The organism is Bradyrhizobium sp. 147 (genome assembly GCF_023073935.1).
Classification (GTDB): Bacteria; Pseudomonadota; Alphaproteobacteria; order Rhizobiales; family Xanthobacteraceae; genus Bradyrhizobium.
The window spans coordinates 60850-85653 of the sequence record NZ_JADPKL010000075.1; the positions used below are offsets into that span (position 1 = coordinate 60850).

The 24804-nt window shown below is 64.5% G+C and carries 22 protein-coding genes; 14 read left to right on the top strand and 8 right to left on the bottom strand.

Annotated features, from left to right (window positions below):
• Positions 1-29 precede the first annotated feature (29 nt).
• Positions 30-962: a hypothetical protein gene (locus IVA87_RS16350; protein ID WP_247334228.1), complete on the top strand. Its 933-nt coding sequence runs from the start codon at positions 30-32 to the stop codon at positions 960-962.
• A 1012-nt stretch (positions 963-1974) separates the two neighbouring features.
• Here IVA87_RS16350 and IVA87_RS16355 read toward each other — a convergent pair.
• A complete protein-coding gene (locus tag IVA87_RS16355; protein ID WP_247334229.1) occupies positions 1975-2691 on the bottom strand; it encodes a DUF599 domain-containing protein in 717 nt (238 codons plus the stop codon).
• A gap of 122 nt (positions 2692-2813) precedes the next feature.
• Between IVA87_RS16355 and IVA87_RS16360 the strand changes: the two genes are divergently transcribed.
• The 4 genes from IVA87_RS16360 to IVA87_RS16375 all read left to right on the top strand — a co-directional run bounded on the left by IVA87_RS16360 (position 2814) and on the right by IVA87_RS16375 (position 5600).
• Positions 2814-3476 (top strand): glutathione S-transferase family protein, encoded by a 663-nt coding sequence (locus IVA87_RS16360; RefSeq protein ID WP_247300732.1) that lies wholly within the window; start codon positions 2814-2816, stop codon positions 3474-3476.
• A gap of 292 nt (positions 3477-3768) precedes the next feature.
• Positions 3769-3972, top strand: coding sequence for a hypothetical protein (locus tag IVA87_RS16365; RefSeq protein ID WP_247275749.1), 204 nt, complete (start codon positions 3769-3771; stop codon positions 3970-3972).
• Positions 3973-4130: 158 nt separating this feature from the next.
• The gene (locus tag IVA87_RS16370; protein ID WP_247334230.1) at positions 4131-5117 is read left to right on the top strand and encodes a hypothetical protein; all 987 of its coding nucleotides are present in this window, start codon (positions 4131-4133) and stop codon (positions 5115-5117) included.
• 42 nt (positions 5118-5159) lie between these two features.
• Positions 5160-5600 carry a DUF1489 domain-containing protein gene (locus tag IVA87_RS16375; protein ID WP_247275751.1) on the top strand — a complete coding sequence of 147 codons (441 nt, stop codon included), beginning with the start codon at positions 5160-5162 and terminating at the stop codon, positions 5598-5600.
• Here the strand turns inward: IVA87_RS16375 and panC are convergent.
• Positions 5597-6448 carry a pantoate--beta-alanine ligase gene (gene panC, locus IVA87_RS16380; protein WP_247334231.1) on the bottom strand — a complete coding sequence of 284 codons (852 nt, stop codon included), beginning with the start codon at positions 6446-6448 and terminating at the stop codon, positions 5597-5599. The genes IVA87_RS16375 and panC overlap by 4 nt on opposite strands.
• 282 nt (positions 6449-6730) lie before the next feature.
• On the opposite strand from panC, the gene IVA87_RS16385 reads away from it, so the two are divergent.
• The 4 genes from IVA87_RS16385 (at position 6731) to IVA87_RS16400 (ending at position 10521) form a co-directional block, all read left to right on the top strand.
• Complete coding sequence (locus tag IVA87_RS16385; protein ID WP_247300735.1) at positions 6731-7654, top strand: division plane positioning ATPase MipZ; 924 nt, start codon at positions 6731-6733, stop codon at positions 7652-7654.
• A 342-nt stretch (positions 7655-7996) separates the two neighbouring features.
• On the top strand, positions 7997-8857 hold the full coding sequence (locus tag IVA87_RS16390) for an alpha/beta fold hydrolase (protein ID WP_247300736.1): 861 nt from the start codon (positions 7997-7999) through the stop codon (positions 8855-8857).
• A 119-nt stretch (positions 8858-8976) separates the two neighbouring features.
• Complete coding sequence (locus tag IVA87_RS16395) at positions 8977-9723, top strand: VWA domain-containing protein (protein ID WP_247300737.1); 747 nt, start codon at positions 8977-8979, stop codon at positions 9721-9723.
• A gap of 72 nt (positions 9724-9795) precedes the next feature.
• Positions 9796-10521, top strand: a complete 726-nt coding sequence (locus IVA87_RS16400; RefSeq protein ID WP_247300738.1) for a DnaJ domain-containing protein — start codon at positions 9796-9798, stop codon at positions 10519-10521.
• 213 nt (positions 10522-10734) lie between these two features.
• On the opposite strand, the gene IVA87_RS16405 is transcribed toward IVA87_RS16400, so the two are convergent.
• Positions 10735-12567 carry a D-alanyl-D-alanine carboxypeptidase gene (locus IVA87_RS16405; RefSeq protein ID WP_247300739.1) on the bottom strand — a complete coding sequence of 611 codons (1833 nt, stop codon included), beginning with the start codon at positions 12565-12567 and terminating at the stop codon, positions 10735-10737.
• Positions 12568-12954: 387 nt separating this feature from the next.
• On the opposite strand from IVA87_RS16405, the gene IVA87_RS16410 reads away from it, so the two are divergent.
• A complete protein-coding gene (locus tag IVA87_RS16410) occupies positions 12955-13293 on the top strand; it encodes a phasin family protein (RefSeq protein ID WP_247334232.1) in 339 nt (112 codons plus the stop codon).
• Between the two features lie 74 nt (positions 13294-13367).
• Here IVA87_RS16410 and IVA87_RS16415 read toward each other — a convergent pair whose 3' ends face one another.
• Positions 13368-15299: a pilus assembly protein gene (locus tag IVA87_RS16415; protein ID WP_247334234.1), complete on the bottom strand. Its 1932-nt coding sequence runs from the start codon at positions 15297-15299 to the stop codon at positions 13368-13370.
• Positions 15300-15781: 482 nt separating this feature from the next.
• Between IVA87_RS16415 and clpS the strand changes: the two genes are divergently transcribed.
• Both clpS and clpA read left to right on the top strand, forming a co-directional pair.
• On the top strand, positions 15782-16114 hold the full coding sequence (clpS, locus tag IVA87_RS16420; RefSeq protein WP_164934959.1) for an ATP-dependent Clp protease adapter ClpS: 333 nt from the start codon (positions 15782-15784) through the stop codon (positions 16112-16114).
• A gap of 293 nt (positions 16115-16407) precedes the next feature.
• Positions 16408-18816: an ATP-dependent Clp protease ATP-binding subunit ClpA gene (gene clpA, locus IVA87_RS16425; protein WP_247275761.1), complete on the top strand. Its 2409-nt coding sequence runs from the start codon at positions 16408-16410 to the stop codon at positions 18814-18816.
• A gap of 71 nt (positions 18817-18887) precedes the next feature.
• Here the strand turns inward: clpA and IVA87_RS16430 are convergent, their stop codons facing one another.
• From IVA87_RS16430 to IVA87_RS16440, 3 genes are all read right to left on the bottom strand, one after another.
• Positions 18888-20309, bottom strand: coding sequence for an MFS transporter (locus IVA87_RS16430; protein ID WP_247300741.1), 1422 nt, complete (start codon positions 20307-20309; stop codon positions 18888-18890).
• Positions 20310-20528: 219 nt separating this feature from the next.
• A complete protein-coding gene (locus IVA87_RS16435; protein WP_247300742.1) occupies positions 20529-20720 on the bottom strand; it encodes a hypothetical protein in 192 nt (63 codons plus the stop codon).
• 145 nt (positions 20721-20865) lie between these two features.
• On the bottom strand, positions 20866-21822 hold the full coding sequence (locus tag IVA87_RS16440) for a helix-turn-helix domain-containing protein (RefSeq protein ID WP_247300743.1): 957 nt from the start codon (positions 21820-21822) through the stop codon (positions 20866-20868).
• A gap of 195 nt (positions 21823-22017) precedes the next feature.
• Between IVA87_RS16440 and IVA87_RS16445 the strand changes: the two genes are divergently transcribed.
• Together IVA87_RS16445 and IVA87_RS16450 are read left to right on the top strand one after the other, a co-directional pair.
• On the top strand, positions 22018-23034 hold the full coding sequence (locus tag IVA87_RS16445) for a carbon-nitrogen hydrolase family protein (RefSeq protein ID WP_247300744.1): 1017 nt from the start codon (positions 22018-22020) through the stop codon (positions 23032-23034).
• Positions 23035-23061: 27 nt separating this feature from the next.
• Positions 23062-24099, top strand: coding sequence for a phenylacetaldoxime dehydratase family protein (locus IVA87_RS16450; protein ID WP_247334236.1), 1038 nt, complete (start codon positions 23062-23064; stop codon positions 24097-24099).
• Between the two features lie 4 nt (positions 24100-24103).
• Here the strand turns inward: IVA87_RS16450 and IVA87_RS16455 are convergent, their stop codons facing one another.
• Positions 24104-24742, bottom strand: coding sequence for an HAD family hydrolase (locus IVA87_RS16455; RefSeq protein WP_247300746.1), 639 nt, complete (start codon positions 24740-24742; stop codon positions 24104-24106).
• Positions 24743-24804 lie beyond the last annotated feature (62 nt).

Consider the following 24804-nt stretch of genomic DNA (forward strand, 5'->3'; position numbering starts at 1 on the left):
GGACCAGCGCGGCAACCCGAAGTCAGTCGATGGAACTGCGGAAGATCATACGGACGGACGTTGCGGCGTCGGCGATCGCGCATCTGACGCTGGTGGCGCTGATCATCCTGATCAGCGAAGTCCATCCGTTCCACGCCGCGCCACCCGAGGCTGTTACGGTCGACATCGTCACGCCGGAGCAGGTGAAGGAGGAGGAGGCCAAAGCCGAGGAGAAGGCCCAGGAAGAGGCGAGGGAGAAGCCGCCGGAGCCGAAACCCGACCTGAAGCTGCCGAAGCTGGAATTGGCCGACAAGTCGGATGCGACGGCCAAGCAGCAGCCCGCGCCATCGCCGTCACCGCAGGCTTCGCCCGAGCTGCAACGTTCTGCGCAGCAGCAACAAATGCAGAAACAGCCTTCGCCGCCGGACCCGCGCGAGGCCAATGCACAGCCGCAACAGCCTCCGCAGCAAGCCCAGCCGCCGCAGCCGCCGACGCCGCCATCACAGGCGATGCAGCAGCCCCAGGCCGCACCGTCGCCGGCCTATCAGGCTCCGGAGCCCGACGTCACCGTCAAATACGGCGTCATGCTGGGCCTGCCGCCTGAATTGCCGACGGAGCTGCCGAAAGACGCCCCCAAGAACGACGGCGGCGACACCAAGGATTCGATCGCCGCCAAGCTGCCGCCCGAGGTCATCGTCGAACTGCGCCGTCACTTGAAAAAGTGCGCCAAGCTGCCGTCCGGGGTCGCGCCAACCGACAACGTCCATGTCAAGCTGCGCACGGTGTTCGCCACCGACGGCACGCTGGCACGCGAGCCGATCCTGATGGAAGCCCCGCCGTCCGCGAAGGGCGTCGCCATCGTCAAGTCCGCAATGAGCGCGCTCCAGAACTGCCAGCCCTACAAGATGCTGCCGGCCGACAAATACGGGGAATGGAAGGTGTTGGATTTGCCGTTCAGCCCGCGGGATTTTGGCGGGGGCTAGGACGTAGTCGTGTAGCCCGAATGGAGCGCAGCGTAATCCGGGTGATTGCTCGCCATTGACACTTTCCCCGATCGCGCCGCGCTCGATCCGTCGCCGCGCCTGTGTCGCGGCTCTGTCAATCCTCTCTTGCGAAAATATTCCGCTTTACCGAAATTCGGAAATGACGTATGTGTCGCCCATCCCGGCTCATCCGAGAGGGGCGATCATGTGTCGTGATGATCGCGGAGCTGGGCTTGCGGTGGACGCGGCAGCGTCGGGCGCGAAAGGCCAAGGGCAGGGCGGATTGCTCTCCGTGAGCCCTTAAGCTTCGCGCAGACGGACGGCGCTGTCAGGTTCGTCGCGCCAGCATGTCGATGGCAAGGTGCACAACGCCGTCGAACCCTGTGGCGCAGGCGAGCCGCGCGTACGGCAAAACCGTGTGGTCCTGGCCGTCGTTGCTACGGTCAAGCTCTTGCGGATGCGGCATTGGCGCCAACCGGCGCGGTGTCCGTGACTTCCACGAGGGCGAGGGAGGCCAGAACGAACTCGGCTCCCGGGAGAGCGCGGCATAAGCCGTCAAACCACTGCGCAGGGAAGGCCGTGTGTTGGGCTTAATGCCGCTGTGCAGTTTTTCCTGCGTGTGCCTTTCGCACAGCGAACCGTGGGTGCCAGGTCAGCACCCGGCCTTCCCTGCGCCCTCCCGGCTTTGAGGGTGGAGCGACGAAGCAAAGCTCGGGCGAAACGCGCCGCGAGAATGCGAAGGCGTGTCTGTGCGTTGAATGTGTGTTGGAGAATGACGTTGGTTCACCTTGCTCCGTCATTGCGAGCCAACGGGGCCGCGCTTCGCGCGGACCCGTTGGCTCGCAGTGACGTTGAGAGAGCATGCCTCACTCTCCTCTCGTGCCCCGGCTCTGCAGCGCCCTTCGATGCGCTGCAGAGCCGGGGCCTATATCGCAGCGCCTTCCCGTGTGGGCCGGGTCCCGGCTCTGCGTCGCGTCACTTCGTGCCGCGCCGTGTCCGGCACGGCAGTGCATCAATGACCGCGCTTCTTCTCCTCGTCAGCCGTCACCACCCCCGGCGCCATCGCTGCCCAGGCACTGGACGCGAATTGCCGTCGCCAGGTCACGACCACCACGGCCGCCGTGGTCACGAACAGCAGCCATGGGCTGACGAACCAGCCGAGATAGCCGAGCGCGAAGAAGAAGGCGCGCTGGCCGCGATTGAAATGGCGGCCGGCGGATTCGAACAGGCGCGTGGTGCGGATGACATAGGCTTCCGCCTCCACCGTGTCGCGCTGGGACGCCGGCGGCATGCCGCCGAACAGGATCGCGACATAGTTGAACAGGCGATAGGCCCAGGCGAACTTGAAGAAGGCGTAGACGCAGATCAGCACGAGGCCGACGCATTTCAGCTCCCACAGTGCGGGCGAGGGGCTGAGGTCGATCGGCAGCTTGCTCAGGATCGTGATGGCGTCGTTGGTGGCGTGCAGCAGCGCCAGCGCGCCGCCGAGCGCGAACAGGCTGGTGGAGGCGAAGAAGGCGGTGCCGTTCTGGAGCGAGGCCATGATCTGCATGTCGACCATGCGCGTGTCGCGCTCGAGCAGCTGGCGCACCCAGACCTCGCGGTAGCGATTCATGCGCGCCGACAGGCTGTCGCGGCCATAGGCCGAATGCTCCAGCGTCAGCGCGTAGACCAGCCATTCGATGATGAAGAAGCCGACGGCGGTGATGTCGACCCAGTGCCTGCTCATGTCCGTCTCCTCGCGGGCGGCAACGATTGCCACGCATGGCAAGGCGCGGCAACGATTGATTGGGGGCAGGCTATGGCGTTAAAAGCAGCTCGCTTCAGGACGTCTCGGGAAGGATTGACGACATGGCTGCGCTGAAACTCGCGATCGGCAACAAGAACTACTCGTCATGGTCGATGCGGCCTTGGCTCGCACTGCGCGCCAACGACATCCCGTTCGTGGAGACCGTCATCCCGCTCTACACCGACAATCCCGCCGACAAGGAGCAGATCCTGTCCTTCAGCCGCGCCGGCAAGGTGCCGGTGTTGGTCGATGGCGACATCACGGTGTGGGATTCGCTCAGCATCATCGAATACATCGCCGAGCGCTACCCGGAGAAAAAGCTGTGGCCCGACGATGTCGCCGCGCGCGCTTATGCCCGGTCGGTGTGCGCCGAGATGCATTCCGGCTTCATGGCCTTACGTAACGAATGCGGCATGAACCTGCACCGCCCCGTGCGCCCGGTGACGCTATCGGCGGACGCCAAGGCCAATATCGCGCGCGTGCAGGAGATCTGGCGCGAGTGCCGGACCCGTTATGGCGCCAAGGGACCGTTCCTGTTCGGCCGCTTCGGCGCGGCGGATGCGATGTACGCGCCGGTCGTGCACCGCTTCCGCACCTATGCGATCGAGGTCACGCCCGAGACCAAGGCCTACATGGACACGATGCAGGCGCTGCCGGCGTTCCAAGAATGGACCCGGGACGGGCTCGCCGAAACGCTTCGCATCGAGAAGTTCGAGGACGCCTGACCGCTGGTCCGGCCGGGAAGGCGGCCCGCGCGCCGGCTGGCGGCGCTCCTGCCGCCGCCATGATTCCCTACGCTGCGACATCCAGCTGCGACATGCCGCCGGACGGGGCTGCTCCGGCGGTATCATCGGCCCGCCGGTCCATCTCTATCATTCTGAAAAGACTGCCAAATTGGGGCGGTTGTCATGCCGGCATGGCGCTGGCCAAACGGGCGGGGCTCGTGCTATACGACGGCCCGGGTTTCCGGCCGGCCATCGCAGTGGGACACTGGGCGAGGCAGGCGCTGTTTGAGTGATGGAGAGGGTGTTGAAGCACAAATTCCCCGTGGGAACGCGCGTCTTGTTCACGGCTAGCAATGTCGCGCGTCCGGCTGCCAGCGGCGCGTATGAGATCATCCGTCTGCTGCCGACCGATGGCGACGACTGCCAGTACCGGATCAAGAGCTCGACCGAAGCGTTCGAGCGCGTCGCCAAGGAAAGCCAGCTCGCGCTCTCCTGAAGACGGACGCTACCCTGCGCATTGGCGCCTTCCGGAAATTGTATCCTCTCGCCGTCAAAAGGCCCGCTTCGGCTTCGCAAGGTGGGGCGGGGGCAGTTTGCCGACTCGCGGTGCTCGCTTGACCATTCGCTCTTTGCTCGTGTGAGAGGACGTCGCGCATGACCTGGTCGCTCGACCAAATTTGGCGCTGGCCGGCCTTCCCGATGTGGATGACGCTGCTGGCTGCCGGATTCTTCGGGCTGATCCTCCTGATCACGCTGCTGCGCGCCGACAGGTCGGTCGCGAACGGCGCGCTGACCGTGATCACGCTGCTGTCCATTGCGATCGCCGGGGCGGCCACGGTGCGCGTCTATGGTTCGGAGGGGCAGCCGACCCCGGCCGAAGCGCGCGCGCAGTCGGTGACGGCGAGCCTGCCGGCGCTGTCCTGCCTCGACGATCTCGCCGGCGATGCCGTGGCCGTTGGCTGCGAGAAGGCGCTGTTCGGCGCGCCTGAGGCAGCGGCTGCCGCCGTCTCCTATACCGCCGCCAGGATCGACCGGCTGACCGCGCTCGGCGACGTCGCCACGGCCGAGAAGAGCCTGACACTGGACCTGAAGGTGCTGCGCAAATCGCTGGAGCGCGATCGCTACGGCCTCGTCGCCCATGTGCTGGTCGCGCGCGAGGGCTGCACGCAGTTCGATTGCGCTGCGTTCCGCTCGCTGACCGACCAGCAGCAGGTTGCCGCCAACATGGATTCCCATCGCTACGACACGCTGGTTGCGCGCTATGCGCCGACCTGGAACGCGCCCGCAACGGCGCTGGCGATGCCGGCCGCCGCTGCGCTTGCCGGATTGCCGCCGTCGATGCCGACCGGCAAGCCGACCAATGCCGAGTTCCCGAGCGCCTCGTCGACGCCGCCGGTCAGCATCATGAATCCCGAGCCGCCGACTGCGGCCACGCGCCAGGCGGCACCGGCCGCAAACGCAGCGCCGGCAGCGCGCGCGCCGGCAGCGGCCTCGGCACAGGCCGCAGCGCCTGCGGCACCAACTGCGTCGGCCGCGAAGAAGCCGCCTGCTCCAAAGGCAGCACGTTCTCCCGCAGCGCCGGTTCCGCTCGCGCCGCCGCCAGCCTCGGCGGCTGCTCCAGCGGCTGCGGATAACGAGTAGATCGGCATTCCAAATGCGCGGCTGTCCGGCTAATGCTGGGGCATGCCGCTACACCTGATCAAGCTCGCCGTCGGCTGCGACTCCGTCAAGGAATTGAAGGAGTGGATCGCCGAACGGATGCAGACCGCCAAAAAGAAGGGTCTGCCCCAACGTCACATCCACATCACCCGCATGGTGCCCAAGCGCGACGCCGAGATCCTCTCGGGCGGCTCGCTCTATTGGGTCATCAAGGGCGAGATCGCCGCGCGGGAGAAGATCATCGGGATCGAGCCGTTCCGTGACAAGGACGGCATCGGACGCTGCCGGATCGTGATGCAGCCGAAGGTGATCTCGGTGTCGCCGCGGCCGATGCGCCCGTTCCAGGGCTGGCGCTATCTGACCGATGATTCAGTGCCCGCGGATCTCGGCAAGTCCGCCGCCGGCTCGATCGCGGCGATGCCGGAGCCGATGCGGCGCGAGCTGCGTGATCTCGGATTGCTCTAGACCGCGATATTGTCGATCAGCCGGGTGGTGCCGAGCTTGGCCGCGACCAGGATCCGCAAGGGTCCGTCCTTGTGCGAGGTGACCGGTGCCAGCGTCGCGGCATGGCGGGCTTCGAAATAGTCGAGGGCGAAACCGGCCGCCTTGATCATCTCGGCGCCGCCGGCCATGGCGGGTGCGATCGCGTCGCCTGCACGGATGCGCCCGGCGCTCTCCCTCATGGCGCGGTAAAGCGTGATTGCGGTCTGCCGCTCCTGCGGTGACAAATAGACGTTGCGCGAGGACATCGCGAGCCCGTCGCGCTCGCGCACGGTGCGGGAGCCGATGACCTTGACGCCGAGGTCGAGATCCCGCGCCATCTGCGCCACCACCCGCAGCTGCTGAAAATCCTTCTCGCCGAAGATCGCAAAGTCGGGCCGGCATTGCGTGAACAGCTTGCCGACGACGGTGGCGACGCCGCCGAAGAAATGCGGCCGGAAGCGGTCCTCGAGCCCGGCCAGCGCTGGCCCCTCCGGCACAATGCGGGTGGCAAAGCCCTCCGGATACATGGCCTCGACGTCGGGGTGCCAGACCACATCGACGTCCTCGGCCGCGAGCTTGGCGATGTCGGCCTTCCAGGTGCGCGGATAGGCGCCAAAGTCCTCGGTCGGGGCGAACTGAGTGGGGTTGACGAAGATCGACACCACGACGCGGCTCGCGCGTCGCTTGGCGAGGCGAACCAGCGACACATGCCCATCATGGAGTGCCCCCATGGTCGGGACCAGTGCGATCGTGGCCTTTCGCTTGCGGAGAGTGTCGACGGCGCGCCGCAGGGCAGGGACCGTGCGGGCGATCAAGGGACTCGATGACATCAGGACTCGATAGGGTTGGAATCAGTGCGGGGGCGGCCGGCGCGCGACCGGCTAACCTTAACAAGCGGCGATCGTGGACGCCATACATCCGGATGCGGCACAGCATCCCGGCTAAGGCCGCGCAGAATGTCGCGACATTGTGGGCTGGATCACAGACGAAAAGATGACGCCGCAATTCATGACAAGAACGACGCATTGCAATTTGCATTACCTGTCACGCATTTCACTTGACCGCTGATGCGGTCAACTCGAAGATATTCGTTAGGGGTATTGAGGATCGCTATGCTTGTGCAGGCTAGCCAAGGCCAATCCGGCTCGGCGCATGTGGTCGTGCTCGGCAATGAAAAGGGCGGCTCCGGAAAATCGACGACCGCCCTGCACATCGCGGTTGCGCTCCTGAAGGCCGGCCAGCGCGTCGCCACCATCGATCTCGACTGCCGCCAGCAGAGCTTTACCCGCTACATCAGCAACCGTTCCGCCTGGGCGCGCCGCACCAAGCTCGACCTCGAGCTGCCGGTGCATCGCTGCATCAAGCTCGGCGAGACCATGCAGATCGCCGAGAACGAGAATGCCGAGTTCCAGCAATTCATGGAGGCGGTCTCGGCGGTCGAAAGCAGCTTCGACTTCATCGTCATCGATACGCCCGGCACCGACAGCTACCTGATGCGGCTGGCGCATTCGATGGCCGACACGCTGGTGACGCCGATCAACGACAGCTTTCTCGACTTCGACGTGCTCGGCACCGTCGATCCCGCCAACTACGTGGTCACGGGAGAGAGCCATTACGCCGAGATGGTGCGCGACGTCAGGCGCAAGCGCCGCCAGCTCGACGGCGCGACCACCGACTGGATCGTGGTGCGCAACCGCCTGTCGATGCTCGGCTCCCGCAACAAGCAGCTCGTCGCCGAGGGGTTGAAGGATTTGTCGCTGCGGCTCGGCTTCCGCTACGTCGACGGCTTCGCCGAACGTGTCGTCTATCGCGAATTTTTCCCGCGCGGCCTGACCGCCCTCGACGAGATCGACGAGGCCACGCTCGGCATGCGGCCCAATCTCGGCCATCTCACCGCGCGGGAGGAGGTGACCAGCCTGCTCCGCCAGCTCAAGCTGCCGCTCGATGAGCGCGGCCGCCGCCGCGCCGCCAACCGTGCCGAATGGTTCAGTCAGGTCGACAAGCCGCTCGAGGTCCACGACATCCTCGGCGCCTGAGGCCGCGGTATATTGCTACTTCCCGTCAAATCCGAGCGCCAGTTGCCGCGGGAACTCAGTCCGCGCTCGGCGCGTTTTCATCTCACGTTGACTACGAATTGAACCCGATCGGGCCCGGTTGCGTCGGATGGCGACCTGCACCCTGACGTTAGCCTTATGACAAAGGGTGCCCAACAAACGTGTGCGACGCACAATGAAAGGGCTGCCGGTTCACAATATTTAGCCTTCCTGTCACGCTGCTGTGACATATATTAGGGAATAGGCGACAAGGGGACAAAGAGCCCCGAAGAACACGATTTTCAACAGGGATCAGGCCGCAAGAGCCTGCGGCTGAGGACGAAGATGAAGCGTGGAATTGCCGTTCTGGTTTCGGTCAGTGCTCTCTGCGGCATCGCCTATTTCACGGCGAGCAAGTGGGCCATCAAGCACGAGACCATCACCTTCTACGACGCTTCGCGCGACAACCGCCCGGTGCCCGTCCACATCGCGGTGCGCCGCGACAAGGAAATGCAAGCCAACGCTGGCCTGATCAAGTTGCCTGTCGCCGTGATCAATCATGGCAACACTGTCAAGAACACCGAGTACGGCTTCCTCGCCAACATCTTCGCTGCGCGCGGCTACATGGTCCTGAGCCCGCAGCATGATTTGCCGACCGATCCTCCGATGGTGACCAAGCCGGGCGAGCTCTATGTCGGCCGGCTGCCGCAGATCCTGCGCGGCGTCGCCAACATTCATCTAGCCATGCAGGAGATGAAGAAGGTCCAGCCGAATGCCGACTACGAAAAGGTGACCATGGTCGGTCACTCCATGGGCGGCGACATCACGATGTATTTCGCCAAGCAGTATCCGGATGAGGTCAAGAAGGTCGTCACGCTCGACAATCTGCGCGTTCCCTTCGTCACGGCCGGCAAATTCAAGATCCTGTCGTTCCGTTCCACCGATCCCCAGTTCAAGGCCGATGCGGGCGTCATCCCCACGGACGAGGAGTGCGAGAAGGCGGGCATTCAGGTCGTGAAGACCGAGTTCCAGCATAATGACATGCGCGACACCGGTCCGGACGCGGCCAAGAACTCGATTCAGAGCATGCTCGACAGGTTCCTGAGCGCCACCGACAGCGAGATCAGACCGGTCGACACGCAATCGTCTCCGCCCAAGATTCTCGAGCCGGGTCCGGTTGCATTGATGGCGCCTGCCAAGAGCTGACGCCTCCCTCATCGACACCGATCTCGAAGCCTCCGCCGGCTTACCTCCGCGGAGGCTTTGCACATTGACCGGGCTCTACGCGCCCACCACATTAATTGCCCACGCATGGTTGAGCAGCGATGTCGGGCGACCCCATCAAACCGCGCGGCGATGCCGTCTCGACGAAAGCCGGCGGCGCAGTGCCACAGGCCGGAACGTCCACCTCGGATGACATTGCCGCCTTTGTCGCCAAGGCGCGTGCGTTGTCACCGCATGCGCCCGGCGCGAGGGGGCGGCTGATCTTCGCGCTGGATGCGACAATGAGCCGGCAGCCGACCTGGGACATGGCCTGCGCGCTCCAGGCCGACATGTTTCGCGAGACTGCGGCGCTCGGCAGTCTCGACGTCCGGCTCGTCTACTATCGCGGTTTCAACGAGTGCCGGGCGACGGCGTGGATCTCCGACAGTGCCAGGCTTGCGACATTGATGAGCAAGATCGATTGCCGCGGCGGCGACACCCAGATCGGCAAGGTGCTGAGCGAGGCCCGGCGCGAGGCCGTCGCGTCCGGCGTGCGGGCCGTCGTCTTCGTTGGCGATGCCATGGAGGAGAACGCCGACGAACTCTGCGCCAGGGCCGGCGAGCTTGGCATGCTCAAGGTGCCGGTGTTTGTGTTTCAGGAAGGCCATGACGCCGTGGCCGAGCGGACCTTTCGCGAGATCGCGCGCCTGACCGGCGGTGCCTGGTGCCGGTTCGATCCTGGCGCGGCGGCGCAATTGCGCGAGCTGTTGCGGGCGGCCGCGGCTTACGCCGCCGGCGGCCCCGAAGCGCTGCTGGAATTGGCGAAGAGCGCGAGCGCTGCGGCGAAGCTGATCGGCCAGATGAGGTAGCGATCAGGCTGGCGACCGGCTGCGGAAGCTGAACGCGATGCATTTTGCCGAGAGCGCGACTATATTCCGGGCATGACCCTGCTCGCCGGCGCTGTCGCCGTTATCACGCTTTATCTGCTGCTCCAGATGTTCCGCTCCGCCAATCCGGCGGTGCTGGCCCGCACCATCAAGCTCGGTGGCGGCGTGGTGGCGCTGGCGGTCGCAGCGTTCACGGGTCTGCGGGGCGAACTGGCGGTCGCGATTCCGCTCGGCATCTTCGGCGCGGGGCTGCTCGGCTGGACACCCTTGGCCAACGCCGGCTTCGGCAATGTCGGAGGGCTGTTCGGCGGCGGCGCGGCGCGCGCCTCCGGACAGGCCTCGCGCGTGCGCTCGCAATTCCTCGACATGCGGCTCGACCACGACACCGGTCAGCTGACAGGCCGGATCGTTGCCGGACCTCATGCCGGGCGCGATCTCGGCGAGTTCGATCTTGCCGGCCTGCTGGCGATGGTTCCGGCATTCGATGCCGAGAGTGTGGCCTTACTTGAAAGCTATCTGGACCGCCGGTTTCCCGCTTGGCGTCAGAACGCGCAGGGCGATGCGGCAGGGCGGCAGCGTCGCACGGCGGCGAGCGGCAAAATGACGGCGGAGGAGGCCTATCAGATCCTTGGCTTGCAGCCGGGCGCGGGGCGCGACGACATCAGCAGGGCCCACAAGTCCCTGATGAAGAAACTCCATCCCGACCAGGGGGGCTCGACGTATCTCGCTGCCCGTGTAAACGAGGCCAAGGATACTCTGCTTCGTGCGCATAACAGCTAACTCCGGCACCACGCTACAAACGCCCGTACCGCGTGAACTCCGTTTGCTCTGTCTGCGTCGCCCCGATGCCCGCCATTGTCGGCGTGGTCGATCCCTTGAGGAAAGTTTTAACCGTAAATTGTTGACGAGAGGTTGTCGCGGAACAGCCTCGGTATCACCCCAAAACGAAAATGCCCGCGCAAGGCGGGCATTTGCTTTGAGAGGCTCGAGAGATCAGTTGCGCACGGTGATGCAGGAAATTTCGGCGCGCTTCAGGGTGCGGCAGACCGCTTCGGCCTGGTCGCGCTCGAGCCCGGCGAAGCGGGCACGGTAGAGCTTGCGATTGTCCTTGGCGACGACCGGCTCGGTGAACGGGTCGGCCTTGCTGAGCAGGCCGCGGGCCGAGCTGCGGGCAGCGTCGATGCGCTGCTGGGCTTCGCTCTCGCTCTCGAGCGCGCCGACCTGGACGATCCAGCCGCTGTGGGTGACGACCGGCTTGGTCGTGGCGCTCATCTGAATCGGCCGCGGCGCCGGGTCGGCGGAAGCAAGCTTCGGAGCGATCGAGGCGGGAGCGGCGGCGGGTGCGGCTGGCAGCACGCCGAGGATGCCGTTGCCGGTGCCGAAGCCCGCCGGCTGCCGTGGCAGCTCGGTGCGGGCGATCTCGGACTTCGGCGCTTCCGGCTGGCTCGGGATTTCAGGCCTGTTGATGAGATCGGCCCGGGCGACGACCGCGCCGGACGTTTCCGCGACATCGGACCGGGACGGAATGGTGTTCGTGACCGGTGGCGACACCTGCGCCGGGGCAGCGGAGGCGACCTTCACGGCGCCGGCCTTGACCTGAACGGTCTTGACCCGGACCGGCTTCATCGGTTCGGACGAGCCGGGGATGATGGACAGCGGCTGGCTTGAGATCACGCCATTGGTGAGCGGCGCCGGCTCGATCTTGGCTTCAGCCGGGCGAACTTCAGGCTTGGCCTGAGCTGGCGGCATCGCGGCAGTCGCAGCCGCCAGCGTCGACAGACGCGCGGCAAGGCGGGACGAGGCGGCCTCGGGAGCGGGGGCCGCCGCGGCCTGGACCTGCGGGGCAGAGCGGGGGGCATCCGAGGCGTCGGCGACCTCGGCACTGGCGTCGGCGCCGTTGCGCTCGGTGACGGCGGCGACGGTGTGGGTGGTCGCGCCCTTCTCGAGATTCTCCGCGAGCAGATTGCGCATGATCGCGTCGCGCGAGCCGCCGCTGCGGCCGCCGAGCACAACGCCGATCAGATGGCGATTGCCGCGGCGCATCGAGGTGACGAGGTTGAAACCTGAGGCGCGGGTGTAGCCGGTCTTGATGCCGTCGACGCCCTCGACATTGCCGAGCAGGTGATTGTGGTTGCGGATCGACTGTCCGCGCCAGTTGAACGAGGCGGTCGCGAAGTAGCGATAGTAGCGCGGGAAGCGCTCCTGGATGGCGCGGCCGAGCGTAGCCTGGTCGCGTGCGGTCGTCACCTGCTCGTCGTTCGGCAGGCCCGAAGCGTTGCGATAGACGGTCTTGGACATGCCGAGCGCGCGCGCCTTGCGCGTCATCATCTGCGCGAAATCGCTCTCGTCGCCGCCGATCGTCTCTGCGATCACCACGGCGGCGTCATTGGCGGAACGCGTCACGAGGCCCTTGATCGCGTCCTCGACGCGGATGGTCTGGCCGGGGCGGAGGTTGAGCTTGGTCGGATCCTGGTCGGCGGCATGCTGCGACACCGGCATCTCGCTGTCGAGCTTCAGCTTGCCGGATTCGAGGCGCTCGAACAGCAAGTAGAGCGTCATGATCTTGGTGAGCGAGGCGGGGTGACGCAGTGCGTCGGGGCTGGTCGACTGGAGCACCGCGCCAGAATTGCCGTCGACAATGATGGAGGCAAATTTTGAGCTGGAGCTCTCGGATACATCGCGCTGCACCCGATGGTGCGCGTAGTGGCGCCGGTGGCGCCGTGCCTCGGCAGCGTCGGTGGTGACGATGATTACGGTGGTGACCGTAAGAAGCCCGAAAACGCCAACCCGCGCCAAGCGCGAGGCAGACAAGTTGTTACGAAGCATGGAACCCCGTCCCCGTTTCTGACTTGATCACCGGCTCGTGAGGCGAAATTGTGCCGAATCGACCCGGGATCATTACCTGCTCAGGCTGTCCCTCCGCTGATGTTCACCGCGGGGGACGTTTGGACCTGAGCCGCTGTTCTGGCTAAGGTGATGTTCTCAAACGGCTTTGGCCGCCTGCGAAAGTGAACACGTCCAGGGAATCAGGGTAGGGGGCCGCGGTTTCCAAAAGCTTAAGGAACCCTTGCGGAAAACCCCGGGAATCTCCGCGATTTGAATCTGCTTTTGTGCGGCGCACAATATTCTTGACTTTTTTGTGCGCTGCACTAATTGTAGGCAAAGTCAGGGAGCCGGGGCTTCCCGACGAGAGCCAGGGAAAAGGATTCCGACATGTTCAAGGTTGAAGACTTTCAGAACTACGGGAAAGAGCAGTTCGAGCAGTGCGTCGCCTCCGCGACCTCGGTGCAGCACGGCCTTCAGGCGATCGCGAGCGCTTATGGCGACTACACCAAGAAGTCGTTCGAAGACACCAAGTCCTTCGTCGAAAAGCTCTCCGGCGTGAAGTCGCTGGACAAGGCGATGGAAGCGCAGACCGATTTCGCCCGTTCCGCCTACGAGACCTTCGTTGCGGAAACGCAGAAGATCGCCGGCCTCTACAGCGACCTCGCCAAGCAGGCGTTCAAGCCGGTCGAGACCATCGTGTCGAAGTTCACCCCGGCTGCGAACTGAGCTTTCCGGGACGTCTTGGAATCGAAAAGCCCGGCTGATCAGCCGGGCTTTTTTTTGCCGGTGGGAAACGTTGATCACCTCGCCAGGCGCAGCTTGCTCAGCGCGGTTCCGATCGTATTGAAAATGGTCGCGATCTCGGTCGAGCTCTTGATCTCATAGAACTTGTCCGGGCTGCTCGCGCAATATTTCAGGATCGCCGAGGTCGGGTCGCCGCTGGTGTTCACCTGGATCGCGTAAATCGTGTACATCGATGCGCCATTGGAATCCTTGGCGTTGTGCAGGTTGTCGCACAGGACTTGCTGTCGGGCGTCAATCGAGCCCGGGAAGGTGCTGTTGCCGTAGGTGGTGGTCTGATTGCTGCCGTTGCCATATGCCGGCCAGCGGTCCTCGGTATTGAGACCGTCAGACAACAGGATGATCACCCGATTGTAAGTGGTGTTGACGGTTCCAGTCTCTGCGGGCGCGTTCAGGGGATTGCCCTGCAGCAGAGATTGCCAGGCCCAAGCCAGGCCGACAGCCTGATTTGTGCCGCCGGTGGGTTGCATGGCGTTGACCGCCGTCTTCAATGCGCTCCAATTGTAGGTGAGCGGTATGATCGGCTTGAGCTGGGGCGAGGAGCTGTCGCTGCAATAGGCGGTGCTGTTTTCGAAATATTGGTTGGCCGGGAACAGCGTTGCGGTGTTGGACGACGAAGGGGACGTACCGGTTGCGTCGTTGGGCTGCGTGCGATCAGCGATACAGCCCGTCCATGTGTTGATTGGGTTGGTGGATGCCTGCTGCCAATTGTTCTGAACGGTGGGGGTCGGGTTGCTGGCAGTCCATTTGTTGTTGGCGAAGCCGACGACGGCGCTCACCCGCGGCTGGTTCAAATTGTGGGTGAGGTCGTTCGGCCCGGGCTGTGTCCAGTCGTGGGTATAGAGCTGGCCGGTGCACGACTTGCCGTTGCCGCTGCCGCTGCAACTGCAACCGGAGACGCTGTTGCCGTAGGCATCAAGCGGGCAGCTGCAGCTTGAGCTGCCGGAGCAGAACGTTCCATTGCCCGCAGACTTGCTCTCCCAGCAGCCGTTGTACATGGTGTGGGAATTGGCGTCGACGCCCGGGCAGATGTAGCCGCTCGGGGGAACAACGTTGACGCCACTGACCGTGTATTTCGAGCTGTTGTTCGCCGATCCACTCGTGCAGTAGAAGCCGCCGCTGTTGTTTGACCAGGGGCAGCGCGCGCCCGGTCCCACTGCATGCCAATTGATCGGAAGACTCGCCTGGTAATTCCCGGGCACGTTCGCAGGCTGTGCGGTGGGCGGATTGAGCCAGTCCGTCCAGTCAATCCAGCTCTGGCCGTAATTGCTTGCTCCGACATTGACGGTTTTGGCAAAGGGAACGAGTGAAATGTAGACGTCGCCATCGCTCTTGCTGAGCGCGCTGAGCTGGTCGATTAGGCCGCCGCTTCCGGCCACTGCATTCCTCAATGCCGTCATTTTTCCGTTCTGAGCCATCGACCCCGTGTTGTCGAGCGCGAGCGCCACGCGCATCTTCGCGTTGCCCCAGGTTGCGGTCGACGTGGTATTGAAGCCGAGCGTCGGATAGCCGGCGATCTGCATGAATATGGAATCGATGTAACTGGAGCCTTCCAGAAGGATCTTCGCTGCCGCGCTTGTGGTCGCCGCAGTGTAGGTTGCCGTTAGCTGAACCCTTGTCTTTGCTGCCGTGTCCGCGGCTTCGCTGCCGGCGAACAGGCCCTTGAAATAGTCTGCCGCCTTCTGGCTGATCTGGGACTGGGAGATGGTACCGGCTGTCAGGTCCCTCGACAGCATCAGCGCGGTCGAATCCAGGGCGGCCTGCATTGACGATCGCGCGCGGGTGGCCCGGCTATAATCGATCGCGGCACCGACGAAGGTCAGCACTGGGACGAGCGCGATGGCGAAGATCACCGCGATATTGCCTTGCTCGGCCTTCTTGAAGCTGGCGAGCTGTCGACCAATGCGGCGGACAACGGGCAGGTGAAGCATGACGACCCCCGAAATCTGTGGTTTGCCCGATTTCGCGCCACGCCCTTGAAGGGTAGGTAAATGGGACCGTAAAAAGCCGGAGATATCCGGTCGAAACCGTCGCAATTGCGCTAACAGCCGGGTTCCTGGTCAACAGGTCCAAACAGTCACAGTGGAAATTTTTGTCAAATCGATCCGGATTGATTAACCTTGGTTTGGATCGCCGGGCCGGGAATCGGGACCGCCGCGGCCGCATCGGCCGAACCTTTGCACGCTTGCGGCGAGCCGGGGGCAGGGCCATATTGCTAGCGAACGATCCGGTTCGGACCGGACCGCTCGGAAGCGGCGATCCGGAAAGGCGGCGCGCTTGTGCGAGGCTCCGAGGTACTGAGCTGCGCCGCAGACCGTCATTCGCTTCCCTGGGGAATTTGAACGCCTGTGCCATGCCGCAATTGACTTCCAGACTCGACCTGCCAGCGGTCACCGCCGCTTCCGCTCCCCGGATGAGCAACGACGAAAACCGTTCGGGCGGCCCTTCCGGGCCGAACACATCGGTCATTACCAAGGTCAAGCCGAAAACCAAACGGCCGAACCTGTATCGTGTGTTGATCCTCAACGACGACTACACGCCGATGGAATTCGTCGTCCATGTACTGGAGAAATTCTTCCAGAAGGACGTCGAGGCTGCGACCAAGATCATGCTGCACGTCCATCATCACGGCATCGGCGAGTGCGGCGTGTTCACCTACGAGATAGCCGAGACCAAGGTGACGCAGGTGATGGATTTCGCCCGCAAGCACCAGCATCCGCTGCAATGCGTGATGGAAAAGAAGTAAGACGCCTCACGGCGCGTTTGAAAGCCGGCTCTTGCGTAGTGGCGGTGTGATCGTCGCGCGAGGTCCGCGCGCGACTTCCGTTGCAGCCGGCAAAACTACGGAATTCTGTTGCCGGCGCCGATCCCGCCCAAATCGGAACGGGTCTTGCATCAAAAAAGGCCGGTCTTGTGTGCAGCCGCCTGAGTCGCGGAACCGGTCTTTCGCCGCGATCTTGTATAACTATATGTGAGAAAGGTTGTTGTTGCCTGACCGGGCGATGACGATCATGATGGTGGGGGCCATAGAGGACGCGAATGCCGACTTTTTCCCAAAGCCTTGAACAATCCCTGCATCGTGCGCTGGCGATCGCCAATGAGCGTCATCACCAATACGCGACGCTCGAGCATCTCTTGCTCTCTTTGATCGACGACTCCGATGCAGCTGCGGTCATGCGCGCCTGTAGCGTCGATCTCGACAAGCTCCGCACGAGTCTCGTCAACTATCTTGAGACCGAATTCGAGAACCTGGTGACGGATGGCGCCGACGACGCCAAGCCGACCGCCGGCTTCCAGCGCGTGATCCAGCGCGCGGTGATCCACGTGCAGTCGTCCGGTCGCGAAGAGGTGACCGGCGCCAACGTGCTGATCGCAATCTTCGCCGAGCGCGAGAGCCATGCCGCGTATTTCCTGCAGGAGCAGGACATGACGCGCTATGACGCGGTCAACTACATCAGCCACGGCATCGCCAAGCGGCCGGGCGTCTCCGAAGCACGGCCCGTGCGCGGCGTCGACGAGGAGACCGAGGCCAAGGGCAACGAGGACGCCAAGAAGAAGGGCGAGGCGCTCGAGACCTATTGCGTCAACCTCAACAAGAAGGCGCGCGACGGCAAGATCGACCCGGTGATCGGACGCAATTCCGAGATCAACCGCGCGATCCAGGTGCTGTGCCGCCGGCAGAAGAACAACCCGCTGTTCGTCGGCGAAGCCGGCGTCGGCAAGACCGCGATCGCGGAAGGCCTCGCCAAGCGCATCGTCGACAGCGAGGTGCCGGAGGTGCTGGCGGCCGCGACGGTGTTCTCGCTCGATATGGGCACGCTGCTCGCCGGCACCCGCTATCGCGGCGACTTCGAAGAGCGCCTGAAGCAGGTGCTGAAGGAGCTCGAGGCGCACCCCAACGCGATCCTGTTCATCGACGAGATCCACACCGTGATCGGTGCGGGTGCGACGTCGGGCGGGGCGATGGACGCATCGAACCTGCTCAAGCCGGCGCTGGCCTCAGGCACCATCCGCTGCATGGGCTCGACCACCTACAAGGAATACCGTCAGCACTTCGAGAAGGACCGTGCGCTGGTGCGGCGCTTCCAGAAGATCGACATCAACGAGCCGACGGTCGAGGATGCGATCGCGATCCTCAAGGGCCTCAAGCCGTACTTCGAGGACTACCACCGGCTGAAATACACCAACGAGGCGATCGAGGCTGCCGTCCAGCTCTCCTCGCGCTACATCCACGACCGCAAGCTGCCGGACAAGGCGATCGACGTGATCGACGAATCCGGTGCGGCGCAGATGCTGGTCTCCGAGAACAAGCGCAAGAAGACCATCGGCATCAAGGAGATCGAGACCACGATCGCCTCGATGGCGCGGATTCCTCCGAAGAGCGTGTCGAAGGACGATGCCGAGGTGCTCAAGCATCTCGAGCAGACCTTGAAGCGCACCGTGTTCGGCCAGGACAGGGCAATCGAGTCGCTCGCCGCTTCGATCAAGCTGGCGCGCGCCGGCCTGCGCGAGCCGGAGAAGCCGATCGGCTGCTACCTGTTCTCGGGTCCGACCGGCGTCGGCAAGACCGAGGTCGCAAAGCAGCTCGCGGCGACGCTCGGCGTCGAGCTGCTGCGCTTCGACATGTCGGAGTACATGGAGCGGCACACCGTGTCGCGCCTGATCGGCGCGCCTCCCGGCTATGTCGGCTTTGACCAGGGCGGCCTGCTCACCGACGGCGTCGACCAGCATCCGCATTGTGTGGTGCTGCTGGACGAGATCGAGAAGGCGCATCCGGATCTCTACAACGTGCTGCTCCAGATCATGGATCACGGCCGGCTCACCGACCACAACGGCAAGCAGGTCAACTTCCGCAACGTGATCCTGATCATGACCACGAATGCGGGCGCGGCGGATCTCGCCAAGCAGGCGTTCGGCTTCACCCGTTCGAAGCGGGAAGGCGACGACCACGAGGCGATCAATCGGCAGTTCGCGCCGGAATTCCGCAACCGCCTCGATGCCATCGTCTCGTTCAGCCATCTCAGCGTCGAGGTGATCGGCACCGTCGTCGAGAAGTTCGTGCTTCAGCTCGAGGCGCAGCTTGGCGATCGCGACGTCACCATCGAGCTGTCCGAGCCGGCCAAGACCTGGCTGGTCCAGCACGGTTACGACGAGCAGATGGGTGCACGTCCCATGGCCCGCGTGATCCAGGAGCACATCAAGAAGCCGCTGGCGGACGAGGTGCTGTTCGGCAAGCTCAAGGGCGGCGGCCATGTTCGTGTCGTTCTCGTCAAGGACGAGGCCGACGAGACCAAGGAGAAGATCGGCTTCGAGTTCGTCGAGGGCCCGGTCACGCCGAAGCAGGAGAAGCTGCCCGGCGCCCGCAAGCGTCCGCCAGGCAAGTCCAAGCCGGGCGGTCCCGGCGGCTCCAAGGGGCCGACCTCGAAAGGGCCACTGGTCAAAGTCTGATTTGCACGCGATGAGTTGAAAAGGCCGGCTGAAAAGCCGGCCTTTTTGTTGCTCGCACCATCGTAGCGGCGTCATTCACCCCGCAGGCGCTGGTCGTCCTGCACGCGAACGTGCTCGGCGCCGCGCGCGCCCGCGGGCGACAGCCGCAGCATGCTCAGCACCGCGCCGCAGAGTGCAAAGCCGACACCGGCGAGCAGCGCCAGCCGGGTTCCTTCGACCGGATAGCGGCCGAGCAACAGCGCCACCAGTGCCGCGCCGGTGGTCTGGCCGAGCAGGCGGGCCGTTCCCAGCATGCCGCTGGCGCCGCCGGCGCGCTCGCGCGGGGCGGCCGCGATCATAGTGCGGTTGTTGGGGGTCTGGAACAGGCCGAAGCCGGCGCCGGCCAGCGCCATGCGCCAGATCACGTCGAATGGCGCGGGCGTTGCAGGCAGCAAGGCGAGCGCGCCGAGGCCGCAGGCGAACAGCGTGAGCCCGATACCACCGAGCAGGCCGGCCGGATAATGCTCGACAAGGCGGCCAGCGAGGGGCGCGGCGAAAGCCACCGCGATCGGCCAGGGCGTGATCAAGAGGCCCATGTGCACGGCGGAATAGCCGAAGCGGCTCTGCAGATAAAACGGGATCGCGACGAAGGCCAGCATCTGTCCGCAGAACGATGCAATCGAGGTCGCAATCGACAGCGCGAACACCGGAATGCGCAACAGATCGATCGGCAAGAGCGGCGAGGCCATGTGGGTTTCGCGATAGATCAGCAGCGCGCCGGCGACGATGGCGATGGCGAACTGCACGAGGCAGGTGACCGCCGCCTCGCCATGACCGACGCTGTCGACGGCGGCGATGCCGACGCCGAACGTGATCGCGGAGAGCCCTGCGCTCTGCCAATCGAAGGAACGGCTTGCGGGCTTGGTGTGCGGCAGGCTGCGCAAGCCGATCAGCAATGTCACCGCACCGAGCGGGACGTTGATGGCGAACAGCCAGGGCCAGCTTCCGATCGCGAGAATCCCGGCGGCGAGCGTCGGGCCAACCGCGGCCGAGAAGGCGACCACGAGCGCGTTGAGCCCGATGCCGCGGCCGAGCTGGCTGCGCGGATAGGTGAAGCGCACCAGCGCCGCGTTGACGCTCATGATTCCGGCCGCGCCAAAGCCCTGGATGATGCGCGCGATTGTCAGGAGCGGCAGCGTGTGTGCCAGCGCGCACAACGCGGATGCGAGCGTGAACAGTGCGAGCCCGACCAGATAGACGCGGCGATAGCCGACGATCTCGCCGAGCGAAGCCAGCGGCAGCAGCGAGATCGTGATCGCGAGCTGGTAACCGTTGACGATCCAGATCGAGAAGGCCGGGCTCGCATCGAGGTCGGCCGCGATCGTCGGCAGCGCCACATTGGCGATGGCGCTGTCGACCACCGCCATGATGATGCCAAGCGCAATGGTCAGCACCGCCTGGTTGCGCTGCGGCTGCGGCAGGCCGTCGGCATGCTCGATCGGGGCGGACGACATGATGGAGGCGCGGTTGATTCGAGCCGTGATTTATCTCCGAAGGAAGTTGCCGGATCGACAGCAACCCGTCAGGACACGGACAGTTCCCCTGCCGGGAGCCGGGCTTCCACCATGAAAAGAAAGGAGTCGGGAGCGCTTTCACGAGAGCCCGACAGCGCGCAATCCAAGCAGACGCCGTCTCCTACGACATGCTCACATACCGGCATTGCTTGGCAATGCCTAGTCGTGCCGCAGCATGTCAGCGAATGCCGCGTCGGCAACGCGCGGATCGATCGCTTTCGCCTGGGGCTGGATTTCGATCGTCGTTGCGGATGAGGAGAAGCAGGTGGGCTGGTAATCATCCGCCTGCCGCGGCAGGAGCGTCAAGCCCCAGCCTACCAGGACGAGCAGCGCGAGCCGGATGGCGATCACACGAAGCAACAGCTCCGTTGCGCTTATGGTGGCGTCAGTCCTCATGCATGCCAGCTTGAGGCAGGTCAGCAGGCAAGACAATTTGGAATTGGCGAGCGCTGCCTTCGCTCGAAGCGAAGGCTCGAGGTGATCGCTGACTGGACTGTCAGTGTCGCGACTGGCTCTGCCGGAAGTCGCGCGGCGACATGCCGAAATGGTCGCGGAAGACGCGGCCGAAATGCGAGAGGTCGTTGAAGCCCCAGGCGAAGGCGATCTCGCTAATGTGGCGATGGGCGAGCACGGGCGAGGCGAGGTCGCGCCTGCATTGGGCGAGGCGTTCGGCGAGGACATGGCGCTGGAACGAGGTGTCCTCGTCGCCTAGGAGATCGTTGACATAGCGCGGTGAGATGCCGAGCGCGGCCGCGACCTCCGCGAGCGAGAGGTCGGGATCAGCAAGATGCGCGCGGATGTGCGCCTTTAGCCGGTAGAGCAGGGCGGAGCGATGGGTCGAGGACGGCAGCGACGTCTTGCCGAGCCGTTCGCCGAGCGCCATCGCAAGGAGATCGACCGCCTGCTCCGACAGCGCGACCGCGTTGTTCGGAGCCAGTCGGTCCGCGCTCTGGCAGAGCCTGACAATGAAATCATAGGCGAGCCGTTCGAGCGGCACATCGGCGCCGAACGCAATCGCGGTCAGTGCCTCGGTGCCGCCGAGCCGGCGCTGCAGCATCTCACGCGGCACCTTGAAGATAGTCTGCGTGAAGCTGTCGTTGAACTTCAGCTCATAGGGCCGCGTGGTGTCATACAGCGCGAACTCGCCGGGATGGATCACGGTCTCGCGGCCATCCTGCACCACGCCGCCGTCCCCGCGATTGCCGAGCGCGACCAGGACGAAATCCTGATCGGAGCGCGCGATGCGCGAGGGCGTGCGGAAGACGTGCTGGCGGTCCGAGCAGACCTCCGAGCATGCGGCTTTGCCGAGCGAAGCCTGCGTGACCGAGCCGTGAAAGGCGCTACCGAGGTCCGACTTGCAATCGAGCCCGACGAAGACGTCGCAGACAATATCCTGCCAGAGGGCCAGCCGCCGGTAGCCGGGGCTGCCGTCCGTCGTGAACTGGATTGGCATCTGAGGAGCCTCCCTTTCACACCTGCAAAAATCGCCTGTTGGCGGATCCAGCCTGCCCGGAGGCAAATCCCGTACCGGTTGGCGGGCGCGTGCAGTCGAGTTTTTGTTCCGCCCTGGTCGAGCGCCCGGCCGTCCGGCTTGGCCAAATAGACTGCATCGGACGTGGCTTCCGATCAACCGGCGATGGAGGCGGGAATGGGCATCGAACATCCGAAATACAAGGTAGCAGTGGTGCAGGCGGCGCCAGCCTGGCTCGACCTCGAGGCCGCGATCGATAAGTCGATCGCGTTGATCAGGGAGGCCGCGGAAAAGGGCGCCAAGCTGATCGCCTTTCCTGAGGCGTTCATCCCCGGTTACCCCTGGCACATCTGGATGGACTCGCCGGCCTGGGCGATCGGCCGCGGCTTCGTGCAGCGCTATTTCGACAATTCCCTGTCCTATGACAGCCCGCAGGCTGAAAAGTTGCGCGAGGCCGTGCGCAAGGCAAAGCTCACCGCCGTGATCGGCCTGTCCGAGCGCGACGGCGGCAGCCTCTATCTGGCGCAATGGCTGATCGGGCCCGACGGCGAGACCATCGCAAAGCGCCGCAAGCTGCGGCCGACCCATGCAGAGCGAACCGTCTATGGCGAGGGCGACGGCAGCGACCTTGCCGTGCATGCGAGAGCCGACATCGGCCGCCTCGGCGCACTGTGCTGCTGGGAGCATCTCCAGCCGCTGTCGAAATACGCGATGTATGCCCAGAACGAGCAGGTGCATGTCGCGGCCTGGCCGAGCTTCTCGCTCTACGATCCCTTCGCGCCGGCGCTCGGCGCCGAGGTCAACAATGCGGCTTCGCGCGTTTACGCGGTGGAAGGCTCCTGCTTCGTGCTCGCGCCTTGCGCCACGGTGTCGCAAGGAATGATCGACGAGCTTTGCGACCGGCCCGACAAGCATGCTCTACTGCACGCCGGCGGCGGCTTTGCCGCGATCTATGGCCCCGACGGCAGCCAGATCGGCGAGAAGCTGGCGCCGGACCAGGAGGGTCTCCTGATTGCCGAGATCGACCTCGGCGCCATCGGTGTTGCGAAGAACGCCGCCGATCCCGCCGGGCATTATTCACGGCCCGACGTGACGCGGCTCCTGCTCAACAACAAGCCGTACAAGCGGGTCGAGCAGTTTGCGCTGCCGGTCGATATGGTCGAGCCCACGGACATCGCCGCCGCGGCGAGCTGATCGCCGGGACCACGGGAAAGCATGATCATGGAATCCGCAATTCCTCTGCATCTCGAAACCCAGCGCACGCGCCACAAGCGCGTGCCGGACGACTATCAGCCGCCATATCCGTCGTTCGTGGCGCGCTACAAGCCAGCCGTGAACCGCGTCGTGATGGCCTATCTCGGTGTCCAGTATCGCGGTGTGGCACCGGCGGCGACGGACGCATTGAAAGAAATCGCGGGGCTCTTCGCTGCGGAGAACGGTCCGTCACATTGGGACCGCGCGCAATATGTCGACCAGTTCGGCCATGAGAACGTTGTCTCCGTCGCTTATTGGGACGACGTCGCACGCTTCGATGCCTGGTTCGCACCTGCGCGAGAGGCCTGGACCGGAAGTCAGCGAGACAATATCGGCACCTTCATCGAGGTGCTGCGACCCATTGTGGCGCGGCACGAGACGCTGTTCTCCTCGCCTGACCGGCCCGAAGGTGTCGCCGCAATCGCCGGTGGCATGAGCGGCGAGGTGCAGGAGCACGCTTATTGGGGCGGCATGCGTGATCGCATTCCGCTGTCCCAAACGGATGCGATGACGCCAGGCGGCGCACCGGAGCTGATCCGCGCTGGCGCGCGCCTGCGCGTCGTGGCGCACGACAATCTCTGCCTGATCCGCTCTGGGCAGGACTGGAGCGATACCGAGACGTTCGAGCGCAAGCTCTATCTCGACGACGTCGAGCCGGTGCTGCGCCAGGGCATGGATTTCCTGCGTGACGACGGCCTTGGCATCGGCTGTTACGCCAATCGCTACATGCGGATGCTCGCGGCTGATGGCAGCGTCAGCGAAAAGTCCTATGGCCAGAGCTGGTGGAAGAGTCTCGCTGCGCTCGAACGCTGGGCGGAGTCGCATCCGACCCACGTCAAGATTTTCGGTGCGGCGATGAAATATCTGTCGACGCTCGGGCCGTCAGCCGAGCTGCGCCTCTATCACGAGGTCACGGTGGCCGCCGCCGACGAGCAGTTCTTCGAATATCTGAACTGTCATCCGAAGACGGGCATGCTGGCGGCGGTGGAGACCGTCCGCGCCTGATCGGCTAGGTCACGCAGTGGCGGAGCAGCTCGGGATGCGCGGCGCAGATGTGATGCGCGCCGGCGTCGCGCAGCTCGGCCTCGCTGCCGTAGCCGTAGAGCACGCCGATGGCGGTCATGCCGTTGGCGCGGGCGCCGACCACGTCATGGCTGCGATCGCCGATCATGACCGCGTGCTGCGGATCAACCCTGACTTCGTCGAGCGCGTAGCGGAGCAGGTCGCGCTTGTCGACGCGCGTGCCGTCGAGCTCGGAGCCGAACACGCGCTCGAAATAGGGTTTCAGGCCGAAATGATCGACGATGCGCGTGGCGTAGACGGCAGGCTTGCTGGTTGCCACGAACATGCGCTGACGTGTCGCTGCGAGCCTCGACAATGTGTCCGTAATTCCGCTGTAAGCCTCATTCTCGAACAGGCCGATGTCGCTGAAGCGCTCGCGATAGAGCAGGAGCGCGCGGTCAGCGAGTTCGTCGGTCCCGGTGAGCTTCTTGAGGCTGGCATGCAGCGGTGGGCCGATGCACCAGGTCAGTTCGTCCTCGCTCGGTGCCGGAACGCCGAGCCGCTCCAGTGCGTATTGGATCGAGCGGGTGATCCCGGGCTTCGGGTTGGTCAGCGTGCCGTCGAGATCGAAAAAGATTGTCACCATCAGGGTGCGACCTGCATTGATATTGCTGCTGGTTGCTAGAGGGCGGGGGTTCCAAGTCAAGG